The 15,725-nt window shown below is 73.8% G+C and carries 16 protein-coding genes; 7 read left to right on the forward strand and 9 right to left on the reverse strand.

Features of this window, described 5'->3' with window-relative positions:
- Window positions 1–84 precede the first annotated feature (84 nt).
- Complete coding sequence (locus ACFVXH_RS17145) at window positions 85–804, forward strand: TetR/AcrR family transcriptional regulator C-terminal domain-containing protein (protein WP_387824345.1); 720 nt, start codon at window positions 85–87, stop codon at window positions 802–804.
- 19 nt (window positions 805–823) lie between these two features.
- Window positions 824–1,336, forward strand: a complete 513-nt coding sequence (locus ACFVXH_RS17150) for an isochorismatase family protein (RefSeq protein ID WP_387824348.1) — start codon at window positions 824–826, stop codon at window positions 1,334–1,336.
- A 59-nt stretch (window positions 1,337–1,395) separates the two neighbouring features.
- Here ACFVXH_RS17150 and murQ read toward each other — a convergent pair whose 3' ends face one another.
- Window positions 1,396–2,301 carry an N-acetylmuramic acid 6-phosphate etherase gene (gene murQ / locus ACFVXH_RS17155; protein ID WP_387824351.1) on the reverse strand — a complete coding sequence of 302 codons (906 nt, stop codon included), beginning with the start codon at window positions 2,299–2,301 and terminating at the stop codon, window positions 1,396–1,398.
- A 189-nt stretch (window positions 2,302–2,490) separates the two neighbouring features.
- Between murQ and ACFVXH_RS17160 the strand changes: the two genes are divergently transcribed.
- Window positions 2,491–2,622 (forward strand): hypothetical protein, encoded by a 132-nt coding sequence (locus ACFVXH_RS17160; protein ID WP_387824354.1) that lies wholly within the window; start codon window positions 2,491–2,493, stop codon window positions 2,620–2,622.
- A 30-nt stretch (window positions 2,623–2,652) separates the two neighbouring features.
- Here ACFVXH_RS17160 and ACFVXH_RS17165 read toward each other — a convergent pair whose 3' ends face one another.
- Entirely contained in the window at window positions 2,653–3,333 is a 681-nt protein-coding gene (locus ACFVXH_RS17165; protein WP_074003610.1) for a DUF6445 family protein, read from the reverse strand.
- Window positions 3,334–3,451: 118 nt separating this feature from the next.
- A complete protein-coding gene (locus ACFVXH_RS17170; protein WP_387824357.1) occupies window positions 3,452–4,099 on the reverse strand; it encodes a TetR/AcrR family transcriptional regulator in 648 nt (215 codons plus the stop codon).
- A 195-nt stretch (window positions 4,100–4,294) separates the two neighbouring features.
- On the opposite strand from ACFVXH_RS17170, the gene ACFVXH_RS17175 reads away from it, so the two are divergent.
- Both ACFVXH_RS17175 and mca read left to right on the forward strand, forming a co-directional pair.
- Complete coding sequence (locus ACFVXH_RS17175; RefSeq protein WP_107086515.1) at window positions 4,295–5,740, forward strand: MDR family MFS transporter; 1,446 nt, start codon at window positions 4,295–4,297, stop codon at window positions 5,738–5,740.
- A 28-nt stretch (window positions 5,741–5,768) separates the two neighbouring features.
- Complete coding sequence (gene mca / locus ACFVXH_RS17180; protein ID WP_387824361.1) at window positions 5,769–6,692, forward strand: mycothiol conjugate amidase Mca; 924 nt, start codon at window positions 5,769–5,771, stop codon at window positions 6,690–6,692.
- Window positions 6,693–6,805: 113 nt separating this feature from the next.
- Here mca and ACFVXH_RS17185 read toward each other — a convergent pair whose 3' ends face one another.
- Window positions 6,806–8,293 (reverse strand): PHB depolymerase family esterase, encoded by a 1,488-nt coding sequence (locus ACFVXH_RS17185; protein ID WP_387824364.1) that lies wholly within the window; start codon window positions 8,291–8,293, stop codon window positions 6,806–6,808.
- Between the two features lie 200 nt (window positions 8,294–8,493).
- Here ACFVXH_RS17185 and ACFVXH_RS17190 point away from each other — a divergent pair, with 200 nt between their 5' ends.
- On the forward strand, window positions 8,494–9,042 hold the full coding sequence (locus ACFVXH_RS17190) for a PaaI family thioesterase (RefSeq protein ID WP_049654559.1): 549 nt from the start codon (window positions 8,494–8,496) through the stop codon (window positions 9,040–9,042).
- 144 nt (window positions 9,043–9,186) lie between these two features.
- On the opposite strand, the gene ACFVXH_RS17195 is transcribed toward ACFVXH_RS17190, so the two are convergent.
- The 3 genes from ACFVXH_RS17195 to ACFVXH_RS17205 all read right to left on the reverse strand — a co-directional run bounded on the left by ACFVXH_RS17195 (window position 9,187) and on the right by ACFVXH_RS17205 (window position 12,050).
- The gene (locus ACFVXH_RS17195) at window positions 9,187–10,185 is read right to left on the reverse strand and encodes a YdcF family protein (protein ID WP_387824367.1); all 999 of its coding nucleotides are present in this window, start codon (window positions 10,183–10,185) and stop codon (window positions 9,187–9,189) included.
- Between the two features lie 72 nt (window positions 10,186–10,257).
- Entirely contained in the window at window positions 10,258–11,220 is a 963-nt protein-coding gene (gene pip, locus ACFVXH_RS17200) for a prolyl aminopeptidase (RefSeq protein WP_387824369.1), read from the reverse strand.
- A gap of 131 nt (window positions 11,221–11,351) precedes the next feature.
- Window positions 11,352–12,050 carry a TetR/AcrR family transcriptional regulator gene (locus ACFVXH_RS17205; RefSeq protein WP_387824372.1) on the reverse strand — a complete coding sequence of 233 codons (699 nt, stop codon included), beginning with the start codon at window positions 12,048–12,050 and terminating at the stop codon, window positions 11,352–11,354.
- Between the two features lie 124 nt (window positions 12,051–12,174).
- On the opposite strand from ACFVXH_RS17205, the gene ACFVXH_RS17210 reads away from it, so the two are divergent.
- Entirely contained in the window at window positions 12,175–13,740 is a 1,566-nt protein-coding gene (locus tag ACFVXH_RS17210; protein WP_387824375.1) for an MFS transporter, read from the forward strand.
- Between the two features lie 56 nt (window positions 13,741–13,796).
- On the opposite strand, the gene ACFVXH_RS17215 is transcribed toward ACFVXH_RS17210, so the two are convergent.
- Window positions 13,797–14,618, reverse strand: a complete 822-nt coding sequence (locus tag ACFVXH_RS17215; RefSeq protein ID WP_387824378.1) for a lysophospholipid acyltransferase family protein — start codon at window positions 14,616–14,618, stop codon at window positions 13,797–13,799.
- The gene (locus tag ACFVXH_RS17220) at window positions 14,615–15,451 is read right to left on the reverse strand and encodes a GNAT family N-acetyltransferase (RefSeq protein WP_387824381.1); all 837 of its coding nucleotides are present in this window, start codon (window positions 15,449–15,451) and stop codon (window positions 14,615–14,617) included. The genes ACFVXH_RS17215 and ACFVXH_RS17220 overlap by 4 nt, the downstream gene beginning before the upstream one ends.
- Window positions 15,452–15,725: the final 274 nt, after the last annotated feature.

Consider the following 15,725-nt stretch of genomic DNA (forward strand, 5'->3'; position numbering starts at 1 on the left):
TCCTTATCGCTGATAAATTCCAGCTCGGGAACTTATCGGCGATAAGGTGGGTCTGGCAAGCGGATAACCCAGGAGGGCGATCGGATGGCGCTGCAACGCGACGAGGTGGTGCGCACGGCGCTGCGCCTGCTCGACGAGGAGGGCATCGACGGGCTGACCACCCGCCGGCTCGCCCGTGAACTCGGCGTCCAGTCACCGGCGTTGTACTGGCACTTCAAGAACAAGCGGGAACTGCTCGACCTGATGGCCGAGGCGATGCTCGCCGAGGCCCTCCCGCCCGACCGCGAGCCGGACCCGGCGCACTGGCCCGAGTGGATCGCCGCCGACGCCCGCGCCAAGCGCGGCGCCCTGCTCGCCTACCGCGACGGCGCCCGGGTGCACGCCGGCACCCTGCCCAGTGAGGACGAACTCCCGGCGGTAGAGGCCCAGTTGGCCGCCCTGTGCGGGGCCGGGCTGCGCCCGCGCACGGCGCTGCGGCTGCTGCTGACCGTCGACCGGTACATCATGGGCTGGGTCACCGAGGAGCAGGCCTGGCGGCAGGACACCGCGGACCGCGACCGGCCGCCGTTCCCGGACGAGGCGCTGCGCGAACTGCCGCTGCTGCGCGAGGCGGTGGACGTGCTGCGGATGACCGACCACGACGCGGACTTCGAGTACGGGCTGCGGGTGCTGATCGAGGGGTTCCGGGCGGAGATCGCGCGGGAGGCGGCAGAGGGTGCTCCGGCTTCGGAGGCACGGGCCTCGGCGGGCCCGGCCTCGGAGGGCCGGGCGCAGGAGGGGCGGTCGTCGGACGGGCCGGCGTGACTGGACTAGCGTGACGTCCATGACCACCCTTGATCCCCGCAGTACGGCCCTGGTCCTGATCGACCTGATGGACCGGATCGTCGCCAACCCGCTCGCGCCGCGCACCGGTTCGGAGGTGGTGGAGGCCTCGCTGGAGCTGGCCCGGGAGTTCCGGGCGGCGGGCGCGCCCGTGGTCGCGGTGCGGGTCGAGAGGCCGAACGTCGCCGAGCAGCCGCCCGGGAGCGGGCTGGTCGCGGAGGTCGCGGCGGTGGCCGACGAGGTCGTGGTGAAGCGCACCATCGGCGCCTTCCAGGGCACCGGCCTGGACGAGCTGCTGCGGGCGCGGGGCGTGGAGACCCTGGTGTTCACCGGGATCGCCACCAACCTCGGCGTGGAGTCCAGCGCCCGGGCCGCCGGCGACCACGGGTACCGGCTGCTGTTCGTCGAGGACGCGATGGCCGCGCTCACGGCGGAGGAGCACCGGGCGTCGGTGGACCTGGACTTCCCGCGCCTCGGCGAGGTCGTCGTGGCGGCGGACGTGCGGTTGGGGTGAGTCGGCGGGGGACGGGGCTACGGCCGGGCGGGGTTTTAGCCGGGCGCGGTGGAGGGCTGCTACGGCCGGGCGAGGCGGAGGGCTTCGCGCAGCCGTCCCTCCGAGGCCGTGAGCAGGCGCGCGGCGGTGGGGGCGTCCACGTCCGCGAGCAGGGAGAGGATGGCGTCCTTGACCCGGCCGCCGGTCGCGGTCAGGGCGCGGTCGACCGCGGCCCCGTCGGCGCCGGTCGCCTCGGCGACGATCCGTCGGGCGCGGTCGCGCAGCTTGTCGTTGGTGGCGCGGAGGTCGACCATCAGATTTCCGTACGTCCGGCCGAGCCGGACCATCACGGCCGTGGACAGCAGGTTGAGCACCAGCTTCTGTGCCGTGCCCGCCTTGAGCCGGGTCGATCCGGCCAGCACCTCGGGGCCGACCTCCACCTCGATGCCCAGCTCGGCCGCGGCCGCGAGCGCCGAGCCGCGGTTGCACGCCAGCCCGACGGTCAGCGCCCCCGCCGCGCGCGCGGCGCGGACGGCGGCCAGCGGGTAGGGCGTACGGCCGGAGGCGGAGACGCCCACCAGGGTGTCGGCGGGGGTGAGGGCGAGCGCGGCCACATCGGCCTCGGCGAGGTCGGTGCGGTCCTCGGCGCCCTCGGCCGCCGCCGTGACGGCCGGGCGCCCGCCCGCGATCAGGCCGACGACCAGCGCCGGATCGGTGCCGAAGGTCGGCGGGCACTCGACGGCGTCCAGCACGCCGAGCCGCCCGGCCGTCCCGGCGCCCGCGTAGACCAGCCGGCCACCACGCGCCATCCGGGCGGCCACGGCGTCGACCACGGCGGCGATCCGCTCCAACTCCCCGGCGACGGCCTCGGGCACCGTGCGGTCCTCGGCGTTCATCAGCCGGAGCAGCTCGACCGTGGGCAACTCGTCGATCGCGGCCCACTCGGGGCGGATGGTCTCGGTCGCGGGAACGGTGTCACGACTCATGCGCCCGCCTCGCTTCGTGCGGCCGTGGCATTCGCCTGGGCATGTCCTCCGATGATTCGCTCGTTCATGCGGCCAGCCTCCCCGGGTGCGGGGTGCCCGAATCCGGGCAAGCGTGGATGGAGGGCATGAGGGGGCCGGAGGGAGGCGCAGGCGGTCTGGCCCTCGCTGCGGCCGTACTTCGACGAGCAGGTGCTGGCGGAGGCCTGGACGCTCGGGCTGCCGGGTGCGGTCGCACTGGGGGCGCTGGTCGGGCCGGCGGACCAGGCCCGGTTGGCGGCGGCGCTGACCAGGGCGAGTCTGGCGCACGTGGGCGCCGGCTGAGGGGCGGGTCGTCCGGAGAGTGGGTGGGGGTCAGGCCATCCAGAAGAAGACCGCCGTCATCCGCCGCTCGGCCAGGTCGGTGCCGTAGTAGCCGGTGGCGCTGTGGATCAGGTTGGCGTGGTAGAGGAGCAGCTGGTTGTAGCGGTTGGGGACGCGGACGTCCTCGGTGAAGTGGTCGCCGGGAACGTGGCGGGTGCCGAGTGCCTCGACCAGGTTGTTGTGCGGGGCGTTGACCAGGTTGCCGCCGAGGCGGCCGCCGGGGAACTGCTGGCGGTAGAAGCTGGTGCCGGCGTCCTTCGGGGCGCCGGGGCTGAGGTAGAGGACGGCGGCGTAGCGGCAGAGCGCGCGGGAGTCGGTGTGGGGGCGGGACTCGGACTCCCCGGCACCGACGACCTGGACGCAGTTGTGGTTGAGCGTGCCGCCGCCCGGGGTGCTCTGCACCCAGAGCCGGGAGGCGCCGGTGGCCTTGCGGACCAGCGACTCGACCCGGGCCAGTTCCCCGGGTTCCAGGCCCGGCATGGTGCGCAGCCCTGGCCAGGTCTCGGGGCGGTGCGGGTAGCCCTCGGTCCAGTCCCCGCGGGCCAGACAGCGCTCCCGGACGGCGTCCGGGTCGGGCAGCACGTTGTCCAGGACCCAGTAGTCCCGGCCCCGGGTGGGCTTGCGGTAGGGCAGGACCGGCAGGGTGGTGGGCCTGATGGGCTGTGAGGGCATGGGCCGACGATAGAGGCGGCCATCGCCAACCTTCTGCCGTGAGCAGGTCAACCTTTCGTCAAGGGTGCTCCGGCCCGGACACGTGGTTCAGCCCCTGGTCGGAGGCCGGGCCCGCGGCCTAGGCCTCCCGTACGGCGAAGCTCCCGAGGGCGCCCTCCAGACGGTCGTAGGCCCGGACCGCCGAGGGGAGGACGGCGGTGGCGATCGCCGTCTGCTCCTCGCCCGCCAGGGTGCGGCGGAACACCTCGGCGAACACCGCGCGGTCGACGGCGGCGAGCAGCGCGGCGGCGACGCGGCACTCGAAGCCGACGGGTCTCTCGTGCACCGCCTCGGCCAGCGCCTCGGCGAGCGCCGTCTCGCCCTGCTCGTGCAGCTCGCGCAGCCGGGCGCCCAGGGCGGGGCTGTCGAAGACGGTGCGGGCGAACTCCGGGCCGGAGAAGCCGAGCCGGGCGTCCTGCCGGTCGAGCCCGGCGAGGCAGTCGCGGCGCAGCGCGGCGAGCGCGGACTCGCCCGGCGCGCGCCCCGCGACGGTCGCGGCGAGCCGGACGACGAGCTCCTCGTGCAGGTCGAAGAAGAGGTCCTCCTTGCGCGGGAAGTGGTTGGTGACGGTCATCTTGGCGACGCCCGCGGCGGCCGCGACCTCGGCGATGGTCGTGCGGTCGAAGCCCTGCTCGATGAAGAGCCTGGTCGCGGCGTGCGAGATCGCCTCGCGGGTGCGGCGCTTGTTGAGCTCGCGCAGGCTCGGCGTGGTCACGTTCTCGGTCATGCCGGGAGCGTAGCGCAGGTTGCTGGGTCGGGTACAGGAATTAGGCTTGACCCAATCAGTGGGTCCGGCCTAAGTTCTTCTCGGGCGGCCGGAGCGGCTGCCCGGGTGAGCGTCCGAGAGTGTGCCGAGCGAGCGTCGGGGTGCCGCACGCGGGTTCGGGGGGCGCTGGCCCGACTGCGACTAGGGGAGGGGCGCATGACGACATCCGTCGCCGCGAAGGACCAGCCGGGAGGAGTCCGGGAGGGGGCACCGGAGCCGATTCCGGCGGGCCTGTGGAAGATGGCCTCGGTGCTCGCGCTGGGGCCGGTGCTCGCGCTGTTGGACAGCACGATCGTCAACGTCGGCATCGACTCCGTCGGCCGCGATCTGCACGGCTCGATCGCGGAGATGCAGTGGGTGGCCACGGGGTACCTGCTGGCGATCTCGCTGACCATGCCGCTCTCGGGTTGGGCCGCCGGCCGCTTCGGGGGGCGGCGGGCGTGGCTCGCCTCGGTCGTCCTGTTCGTGCTCGGATCGGCACTGTGCGGCCTGGCCTGGTCGACGGGCAGTCTGATCGCCTTCCGGGTGCTGCAGGGGATCGGCGGCGGGATGATTCAACCGCTCGGCCAGGCGATCATCATACAAGCGGCCGGGCCGTCCAGGGTCGGGCGGGTGATGGGCACGCTGATGCTCCCGATCAGCCTGGCCCCGGTCCTGGGGCCGATCCTCGGCGGGCTGGTGCTGGAGCACTTCGACTGGCGTTGGATGTTCCTGCTGAACGTGCCGGTCGGGCTGGTGATCCTGCTGCTCGCCGCCCGCTGGCTGCCGACTGACGAGGCGTCGGACATACCGAAGCCCCGGCTGGACGTGACGGGGCTGGTGCTGCTCTCGCCCGGTCTGACCGGGCTGGTCTACGGGCTCTCGACGATCGGTGACGGTGCGACGGCCGGCTGGGTCGCGCTGGTGGTGGGCACGGTGCTGGTGGCGGTCTACGGCTGGCACGCGCTGCGGGTGGGCCGCAAGGCCGGCCGGGCGCCGCTGATCGACCTGCGGCTGTTCGCCCGGCGCGGGTTCTCCGTGGCGACGGCGAACAGCTTCCTCCAGGGCGCCGCGCTCTACAGCTCGATGTTCCTGGTGCCGCTGTACTACCAGCAGGTGAAGCACGCCGGGGCGGTGGAGGCCGGTCTGCTGCTGGCGCCGCAGGCCCTCGGTACGGCGGTCACCGCCATGCTGGCCGCCCGGATCACCGACCGCTTCGCGCCGCGTCCGCTGATCATGATCGGCATCGCCTGCTCCCTGGTCGGCACGCTCGCGTTCACCCGGTTGGGCAGCGGCTCCGAACCGGCGGCCTGGCTGATCGCCGGCTCGCTGGCGCTGCGCGGCGCGGGCATGGGGCTGATCGCGATCCCCGGCCTGGCGGCGGTGTACGGGAGCGTCGAGAAGGCCCAGGTGCCGGCGGCGGCGGGCGCGGTCAACGTGCTCAACCGGCTCGGCGGGGCGCTCGGCACGGCGGTGCTGACGCTGGCGCTCCAGCAGGCGCAGGGCGGGCATCCCGACCAGCCGGGTGCGGCCTTCGGCGAGACCTTCTGGTGGGTGCTGGCCCTGTCGGCACTCGCCATCGCCCCGGCACTGCTCTACCCGAACACCCGCCCGTCCCGCTGACCGCCGAGCGGCTCCCGACCACCCAAGCATGGAGGTACCCGTGTCCACCCGTCACCCCGGCGCTCTCCGTCTGCTCAGCGTGCACGCGCACCCCGACGACGAGTCCAGCAAGGGCGCGGCCACCCTCGCCCGGTACGCGGCCGAGGGCGTGGACGTCCTGGTCGCCACCTGCACCGGCGGCGAGCGCGGCTCGGTGCTCAACCCGGCCATGGACCGGCCCGAGGTCCAGGCCGACATCGCCCGCGTCCGCCGCGAGGAGATGGCGGCCGCCCGGGAGATCCTCGGTGTGCGCCAGCGGTTCCTCGGCTTCGTCGACTCCGGGATGCCCGGGCCGGGCGAACCGCTCCTGGAGGACTGCTTCGCGGCCCGGCCGGTGGAGCTCGCGGCGGCGCCGCTGGTCGCGCTGATCCGGGAGTTCCGCCCCCAGGTGGTCGTCACCTACGACGAGACCGGCGGGTACCCGCACCCGGACCACGTGATGACCCACCGGATCACCGTGGCGGCCGTCGAAGCCGCCGCCGACCCGCAGCGCCACCCCGGGCAGGGCGAGCCGTGGCAGGTGTCCAAGCTCTACTACCACCTGGCGCTCTCCCGGGCCTGGTTCCAGGCGCTGCACACGGCGATGACGGAACGCGGTGTCCCCTCGGGGATGGGCGAGCTGTTGGCCAGCTGGCCCGACACCCCGCCCGCCCTGGCCACCACGACCCGGATCGCGTGCGCCGAGCAGTTCGCCGTACGGGACGCGGCGATGCTGGCGCACGCCACCCAGGTGCAGCCGGGTGTGGCCTTCATGGCCCACCCGCGGGACATCGAGCGCGAGGTCTGGCCGACGGAGGACTACCACCTCGCCCGGAGTCTGCTGCCGGAGGCCGGTGCGGCGGCCGCGGCGGGCGGGATCGAGACCGACCTGTTCGCCGGGCTCCGGGCGGAGGTGGAGGTGGGGGCGGGATGAGCCTCACGGTCGGCGTGGCGGCGCGGGCCGTTGTGCTGCGGGCCGTCGCGCTGTGGGCCGTTGTGGGGCGGGTGGTCGTGGTGCTGCTCGGTGGCGGGCGGGCTGCCGTCCGTTCAGCACTGGCCGTCGGCGAGCACGTAGAAGCCCGGGCCGGTCTGCTTCAGGGTGTGGGTGACGAAGGTGTTCCAGAGCCCCATGCTCTGGCCCGAGCCCAGCGCGAAGGTCAGGCCGCCGCTCCGGGTGGCACGGCCGGCCAGGACCTGGTCGTAGTTGCTGGCGGTGAAGCACTGGGGTGCGCCCCCGCCCGGGGTGGTCGCCGTCACCGCCGCCGAGTGGGCGCCGACCGTGCCCGAGCCGTCGACCGCCGCCACGGTGTAGCCGTACGTGGTGCCGGCCGCGAGTCCGGTGTCGGTGAAGACCGTGCCGGTCGCGGTGCCGACCTGGCCGCCGTTGCGGAAGACCTGGTAGGAGGCCGCGCCGCTGACGGCCTGCCAGCCGAGGGCGATCGAACCGGCGGTCGCGCTCGCCGTCAGGCCGGTCGGGGCCGGCAGCCCGGGGTCGGTGGGGCCGGAACCGCCGTCCAGCCCCCAGAACTGCGCGGTGTAGTAGCCGGAGCAGATGGTGTCGAGGAAGTAGGCGCCGGTCGCTCCGCACTGGTCGGCCCCGGAGCCCGGGTGGACGGCCAGGCCGTGGCCCATCCCGCTGATCGTGAACACGGTCACGGCGGGCTTTCCGCTCGCGTCGGCGTAGAGCTCCTGGGTGGTGCCGCCGGGGAGGCTCCGGGTGCCGGTCGGTTGGCGGCCGACGCCCTGGACGTTCGTCCACTGGTCCCGCAGCTCGGTCGCGTTCACCGGCCTGACCACGGTGTCGGCCGTGCCCTGCCAGATCGCCACCCTGGGCCATGGTCCGGTGTAACCCGGGTACGCGGCCCGGACCTTGTCGCCCCACTGGGCTGGGGTGAGCCCCTGGTCGGAGTTCTGGCAGCCGGAGGCGGCGGCCTGGGTGGCGGCGCAGTGGGCGGGCAGCCCGGAGTCGATCGCCCCGCCGGCGAACACGTCGGGGTAGTCGGCCAGCAGGTCGGCGGCCATCCCGCCGCCGGCCGAGAGCCCGGTGACGAACACCCGATGGGCGTCCGAGCCGTACAGGGACTCGGCCTTGGTGACCATCTCGACCACCGACCTGGCCTCGCCGACGCCCCGGGCGGCCTTGCCCGCGTCGAACCAACTGAAGCAGGAGAGGCTGTTGTTGACGCTGCTGGTCTGCGGGAACACCACCGCGAAGCCGTACTGGTCGGCGAACTTGGTCCAGCCCGAGCTGCGGTAGTAGTCGGTGGCGCTCTGGACGCAGCCGTGCAGCGCGACCACCAGAGGAGCGCCGCTGGGCAGCCCGGCGGGGGAGTAGGTGTACATCGCGAGGTTGCCCGGGTTGGTGCCGAACCCGGTGACCTGCTGGAAGCTGCCGCTCGCAGTCGCGGTTGCGGCTGCGGCTGCGGACGGCAGGGTGGAAACCGTGTCGGAGGCCGCGGACGCGCCGGGTGCGGCGGTACCGAGCGCGAGGACGGCGGCGGTGAACAACGCCGCGGCGGTGGGGCGCAGTGGCATGGGGACTCCTGGGTGGGGGAGGAGTGGGGGCCGGTCCCGTGCAGCGTGGCGCGCCGGGAGCCCCGGTGCCATGTGGCGGTCATCCGGGGTCCGCCGCCCGGGCATGGCACGGGCCGCCATGGTCCGGCGGCCGCGGCCCCGTACCCGCCGCGCGCCGTAAGGCACTTGAGGCAGGCGGCCGGACCAGGCAGGTTGATCCCATGACCACCGATGAGATCGCCGCCGAAGGCCCGCAGCCCACGAACGGCCCGGAGCAGCGCACCCGGACCCACACCTGGACGCCCGGCCCGCCGATCGCCGAGTTCACCCACCTGAGCGGAGAGGAGATCCTGCTGGAGTGGATCGCCGGGCGGATCCCGGAGCCCTCGATCTGCGGCACCATGGGCTTCCACCTGACCGAGGTGAAGCCGGGGACGGCGGTGTTCCGGGGCGAACCCGGAGACCACCTCCACAACCCGATGAACACCGTGCACGGCGGCTACCTGGCGGCCCTGCTCGACTCGGCCCTCGGCTGCGCCGTGCTGAGCAGGCTGCCGGCCGGGGTGGGCTACACCACCACCCAGCTCAACGTCCATATGCTGCGCCCGCTGTTCGCGGACTCCGGGACGCTGCGCTGCGAGGGCGTGGTGCTGCACCTGGGCCGGACGATGGCGACGGCGGAGGCCAGGGTGGTGGGCGCGGAGAACGGCAAGCTCTACGCGCACGCCACCACCACCTGCGCGATCCTGGCCCCCCGCCCGGTGGCCTGACCGCCCGGAGGCCTGACCGAGCGGGTGGCCCGGCCGGGCGGTCGCCGTACCCGCCCCGGAAACGGTCGGGCCCGGCCGCTGTGGCGACCGGGGCCCGAACCTGGCACTCGGAGCAGCCGGAGAGGTCTGAGCGGCAGGAGCCGCTCAGAGTGCCCCGAGCAGGCCGCAGAGGGCGATGAGGCCGCAGATGCCGAAGTTGACCAGCTTGTGGGACAGGAAGATCGCGGCGAACTCGCGGATGGTCGCGCTCGGCCAGTAGTAGCGGGCGGTGGGGGAGCCGAAGACGTGGCCGTTGACGCCGGTCTCGCGGGCGAGCAGGGCGGCCCGGAAGGCGTGGAAGTTGTTGGTGACCACGACACAGCGGTAGTCGGGCTTGGCCTGTTCCATGATGGCCTTGCTGAACCGCAGGTTCTCCTCGGTGGTGCGCGAGCGGTCCTCCCGCTCGATGTGCTCGGCGGGGAAGCCGTGTTCGACCAGGTAGTCGGCCATCGCGTGGGACTCCGGCAGCTTCTCGTCCGGCCCCTGGCCGCCGGAGGTGATGAGCACCGGCGGGTTGCCGCGGGCGCCCTGCTTCTCGTACACCTCGCGGCCCCGGTTCAGTCGGCTGGCGAGCAGCGGCGGGACGCGCTCGCCGCCGATCAGTCCGGAGCCGAGCACGACCACGAAGTCCACGTCCTGGCGGGGCCGGTGGCGGCCGTAGAGGAAGGCGTAGCCGATGAAGCAGGTGAAGAGGAAGGAGACGTAGCCGATCACCAGGAGCAGGGTGCCGACCACGATGCCCAGTCGGGCCGAGCGGAGGGCGAGGGCCACGAACAGCATCAGGATGACGGCGACGATGCCCAGACCGGCGAGCAGCGAGAGCAGGTTGGCCGGCCGTCTGCCCTCCTTGCGGATCATGGTCAGGCCGTTGGCGATGAGGAACCAGATCAGGGCCACGGTCCCGACGGTCGGCAGGAGGAAGATCGCCACCATCGCGATCTCCACCACCAGGGTGGGGGCTCTGCGCAGTTCGGCGAGCACGGCGAGGGAGAGCAGTGAGACGGCGATGCCGAGCAGGATGGCGTTGCTGAACTGGCGACGGTCGCGTAGTACCCCGAGTCCGAACAGGACGAAGAACAGGGCGGCTGGGGCATAGGCGATCATGCGCCGTATTCTACGGTCGCCGTAGGGCCGGGCCGTTGGCCGGAACGGCCCGACCCCAGGGCTGCGGAGCGCTCAGGCGAAGCGTTCGATCGCGGCCAGGACTGCCTCCCGCATCCGCGGACTCCCCGTGTGCCCGGACTCGTCGATGACCGTGAGCCGCGCGTCCGGCCAGGCCTTGGCCAGCTGCCAGGCGGTGGCGAGCGGTCCGCCGAGGTCCAGTCGGCCGTGGATCAGCTCGCCGGGGATTCCGGCCAGCCGTCCGGCGTCGCGCAGCAGTTGGCCGTCCGGCAGGAAGGCCTGGTGCGAGAAGTAGTGGGCGGTGATCCGGGTGAAGCCCATCAGCGCCTCGGAGGGGCGGTCGGTGTACGCGTTCGGCTTGCCCAGCGACTCGTGGGAGATGACCGCGTCCTCCCAGGTGGCCCAGGCGTTGGCGGCGGCCCGGCGGACGGACTCGTCGGCGCTGTTGAGCAGCCGGCTGTAGGCGGCGAGCAGTTCGGCGGTGTCCCCGTCCCGGTCGGCGGGCGGAAGGAAGTCCCGGAACTCCTCCCAGGGCCCGGGCAGGAAGCGGCCCACGCCCCGGTAGAGCCAGTCGGTCTCCTCGGGGCGGGTCATGGTGACCCCGCAGATCACGATCGCGGAGACCCGTTCCGGGTGCGCCTGCGCGTACGCGAGGATCAGCGTGGAGCCCCACGAGCCGCCGTACAGCAGCCACTTGTCGATGCCGAGGTGCTCGCGCAGCCGCTCCATGTCGGCGATCAGGTGCGCCGTGGTGTTGTGCTCCAGGCTGGTCGACGGGTCGGCGGCGTGCGGCCGGCTGAGCCCGCAGCCGCGCTGGTCGAACTGGACGAGGTGGTAGCGCTCCGGGTCGAAGTACCGTCGGGCGCCCGGGCTGTGGCCGGAGCCGGGCCCGCCGTGCACCACCACGGCCGGCCTGCCGGCCGGGTCGCCGGAGGCGTTCCAGTGGATCAGCTGACCGTCGCCGACGTCCAACAGGCCTTGTGCGTAGGGTTCGTAGAGGGGGTACGGCTCGGGCATCGGTGACTCCTCCGTGGTCGTACGGGCGGGGGCCCGGTGAGCCTACCCGGTGCCGGAGGCCGGGGTCCGGCCCGAAGGAGGCGGCGTGGAAGGAGGCCCGGGATCGGGAGGGGCGGCCGCGGGTCCCGGGCTCAGCGCAGGTCCGGCGGCAGCAGGGCCGCGAGGCCGTCGAGGATCCGCTGGACGCCGAACTCGAAGCGGGCGTCCATGTTCGGCTCGGTGAGGTCGTCGGCGAGGTCGACCAGGTTGGGGAAGGTCTCGGCGGGCAGGGCGCGGAACAGGTCTCCGGCGGCGTCGGCGATGTCCCGGCGGCTGGTGCCGAGGACCTCGGAGGCCGAGATCGGCGACTGCTCCTGGAGCACGAAGCCCTGGACGAAGGCGCCGAGCAGGTAGCTGGCCATGGCGGCGTCGGCGTCGGTGAAGCCGGCCGCGCGGAGCCGGTCCAGCTGGTCCTCCATGAGCCCGAGCAGGTTGGGTCCGGGGGCGAGCCGCCCGGCGACGACCCTGGCCGCGTCCCGGGTGTCGAGTAGCAGGCGGCGGTAGCGCCAGCAGTACGCGTGGAACTGTTCGCGCCAGTCGCCCTCGCGCGGCGGGGGCTCGGCGGAGCCCATCACCGCGTCGGTGAGCAGGTCGAGGAGTTCCTGCTTGTTGCGGACGTGCCAGTACAGCGAGGCCGCCTTGACGCCGACCTCGGCGGCGACCTTGCGCATGGACAGCCCGGCCAGGCCGTCCCGTTCCAGGACGCGCAGTGCGGCCTGGGCGAGGGCTTCCCTGGTCAGGGCGGGTGTCGCGTCGTCGGTTCCGGGTGTGTCGGTGTGGTTCTGCGGCATGGCTGTGCGGACGCCTCCGGTGGTGCGGTCGATTCCCGCTTGCAATCTAACACCGTTAGGTGCACTCTGTGGCTGTCACGTCGACCCCTAACACTGTTAGGGGCTCATGATCGGAAGGGAACCCATGGAGAAGTCGAGCGCCCGCCGCAAACGGCTCGCGCTGCTCACGCTCTGCATCGCCATGTTCATGGCCATGCTGGACAACGTCGTCGTCAATGTCGCCCTGCCCCGCATCGGGCAGGAGCTGGACGCCGGGATCAGCGGTCTCCAGTGGGTCGCGGAGGGCTACAGCCTGGTCTACGCCGCACTCGTCCTGACCGGCGGCGCGTTGGGTGACCGCCACGGCCGCACCCGGATGTTCGTACTGGGGCTCGGCCTGTTCACGCTCGGCTCCGCCGTGGCCGCGCTCGCCGGAACGATCGGCGTGCTGGTCGCGGGCCGGATGGTCCAGGGGGTCGGGGCCGCGCTGCTCACCCCCGGCAGCCTGACCCTGCTGGGGCACGTGTTCACCGACGAGCGCGAGCGGGCCAAGGCGATCGGCGTGTGGTCCGGGGTGTCCGCGATCGGCCTCTCGATCGGTCCGGTGATCGGCGGCCCGCTGGTCGAACACTTCGGCTGGGCCAGCGTGTTCTGGATCAATGTGCCGATCGGCGTGGCCGGCGTCCTGCTCGCCGCCAAGGTCCTCCCGGAGATCCCGCCGCGCGCCCGGCGGATCGACTTCGGCGGGTTCGCGCTCTCGGCGGCGGGCCTCGGCCTGCTCGTCTACGCCTTGATCGAGGGCCCCGCACGAGGCTGGACCGACCCCCGGGTGACCGGCTGCGGCGCTGCCGCCGCCGTCCTGCTGGCCGCCTTCCTGCTGCTCGAACTGCGCCTGGCCGAGCCGATGCTGGAGCTGCGGCTGTTCCGGGACGGCGCGTTGAGCGGTGCGCTGCTCAGCGGGTTCATGGTGAGCTTCGGGATGTTCGGAGCGCTGTTCTTCCTGCCGCTGATGATGCAGGGCGTGCTCGGCTGGTCCCCGTCCGGCGCGGGGTACGCCGGGCTGGCGATGACCGCGATGCTGGTGGTCGCCGGGCCGCTGTCCGGCCGGTTCGCCGCCCGGTACGGTCCCCGGCCGCCGATGGTGCTGGGCCTCGCGCTGTGCGCGCTCGGTCTCGGCGGGCTGTCGCTGTACGGCGACCACGCCCGCTACCCGGAGTACCTGTGGACGCTGTTCACGATGGGCTTCGGCATGGGGCTGACCTTCACCCCGGTCTCGGTCGCGGTGCTCCAGCGGGTCGCCCCGGCGCAGACCGGGATGGCCTCGGCGACCGTCAACACCCTGCGCGAGCTCGGCGGCGTGCTCGGGATCGCGGTGCTCGGCGCCGTCCTGACCAACCGGATGACCGACGGGCTGACCTCGGCCCTGCACCGGCTCGGCGTCCCGCCGGAGGCCGTCGGCCCGATCGCGGACGCGCCGACCGGCGCGGCCCACGGCGGTGGCGGCGCGGCCGGCGCACTGCCCGAGCCGGTGCGCCAGGCGGTGGACGGGGCCTTCGTCGACGGCATCCACCTCGCGCTGCGCTGCGGCTCGGCCGCGCTCGCCGTCACCGCGGTCCTGGTCGCCGTCCTGGTCGGCCGGGCCCGCCCGCTCGCCCCGGCGGCCTCCGAAGAGCCGCGGCCGGAGGATCTGGCCGGGGCGGGCGTCGCCTGAGCCGCCGGGACCGACCGGTGAGGTGCTGTCAGGAGGTCACAGGAGGTCGCGCGAGGTCAGCGGATCCCTTCCACCGCCGCCTGCGCCGTGCGGGCCAGTTCGCGCCGGGCGCCCGCCCGCCCGGGCCGGGGCCCGGGCGGAGGTATCGGCGGCAGGAAGGTCACGTCGGCGACCAGCCCGCGGGCCGCGACCACCCGGGCGAGCGAGGTGAGCAGCCCGTCGTCCCCGATGAAGGCGGGCACGCTGGTCGGCCGCCCGTCCGCCAGCCGGTAGCGGATCGTCACCGGCTGGACGTCGGCACCCGCCTCCACCGCCGCCTGGAACAGCGCGGGCCGGAACCGGCCGCTCTCCCGCCCGCACCAGGTCGACCCCTCCGGGAAGACGATCACCGGGTGGCCGGAGCGCAGCACCTCGGCCACCGTCGCGACGGTGTCCGGCAGCGTCCGCAGCCGGTTGCGGTCCAGGAAGACGGTGCCGCCCAAGGCGATCAGCGGTCCGAGCACCGGCCACTTCCGGACCTCGGTCTTGGCCAGCGACCGGCCCGGCTGCCCGGCGGCGAGCAGCGGTATGTCCAGCCAGGACACGTGGTTGGCCACCACCAGCACCCCGCCGTCCGCGCCGGGCCCCCAGCCGTCGGGCCCGGCGAGGTGGACCGTCACCCCGAGGGTGCGCAGCACGACCCGGGCCCAGAACCGGGCCAGCCGGTTCCGGGCGCGGTCCGGGAGCAGCCGGACCGGCGGGAGGAGCACGACCCCGGCCAGCACCGCCGCCAGACAGGCCGTCAGCCGCAGCGCCCGCCGGGGGTGGGAGACCCTCGGCGGGACGTCGGCCAGGCAGGTCTCGGGCCGGCAGGTCGCGGTGGGCAGCCAGACGCTCACGACGAGGCGCCCGAGGCGGGTCCGCCGGACAGGAAGTGCCGCAGGTAGCGCGGGTCGGTGCGCTCCAGCGACAGCAGCACGTACAGGTCGGCGCAGTCGAAGTCCGGGTCGTACGCGGGCGCGCCGCAGACCCAGGCGCCGAGCCGCAGGTAGCCGCGGAGCAGGGCCGGCAGCGCGCCCCGCTCGGCGCGCGCCACCCCGGTGGCGTCCCAGGGACGGTGCGGGGTGACCCGGTACTCCTCGGGCGCCAGGTGCTTGGCGCTGACGGTGTCCCAGACCCGGGCCGCGGTGGCGCCGCCGTCCGCCAGCTCGATCGAGCAGCAGCCGCCGACCCAGGTGTTGCCGGTGTCGGCCAGGTAGCGCGCGATGCCGCCCCACATCAGGTTGATGACGGCGCCGTTGCCCCGGTGGTCCGGGTGGATGCAGGAGCGCCCGAGCTCGACCAGGCCGGGGCGGACCGGCGCGAGCGCGGAGAGGTCGAACTCGCCGTCGGAGTACAGCCGTCCGGCCCGGCGCGCGGCCTCGGGGCGCAGCAGCCGGTAGGTGCCGACGACGGTTCCCCGCTCGCCCTCGCGGACCAGCAGGTGGTCGCAGAACTCGTCGAACGGGTCGACGTCCAGGCCCGCGACCGGGCTGTGCAGTTCGGCGCCCAGCTCGGTGCCGAAGACCTGGTGGCGCAGCCGCTGGGCGGCGCGCACGTCGTCCTCGTCGCGGGCGAGGGAGACGGTGTACGAGGCCGGGGCGGCGGGCCGGTGGGGGCGGGGCGCGGGGACCGCCGGGGCGTCGTGGGTGGTGGTGACTGCGGACGGAGCGTACGTGGGGACGGTGGTCATGGCGGACCCTCCAGGGCAGCACGATCGGCGGTGCCGTGGATCACCAGGGCACCGTCCCGGTCCGCAGGCGGTTGGGCATGGACGCGAACCGGTCCCCGTGTTTCTCTCCGAATCGGTTGGCATTCATGTTGCGGCCCGGAGGACCGCAGATGTGCACCTGTTGAATGGCACCACCCGTGGCCCGGCGGTCATCTGCCCGGCACCGGGCGCTCGTTCGCGGGGGGTGGACAACACGCACCACGGGGGCGTACGGCCGCACCGCACGCCCCCGTTG

Source organism: Kitasatospora sp. NPDC058184, assembly GCF_042883725.1.
Taxonomy (GTDB): Bacteria; Actinomycetota; Actinomycetes; order Streptomycetales; family Streptomycetaceae; genus Kitasatospora.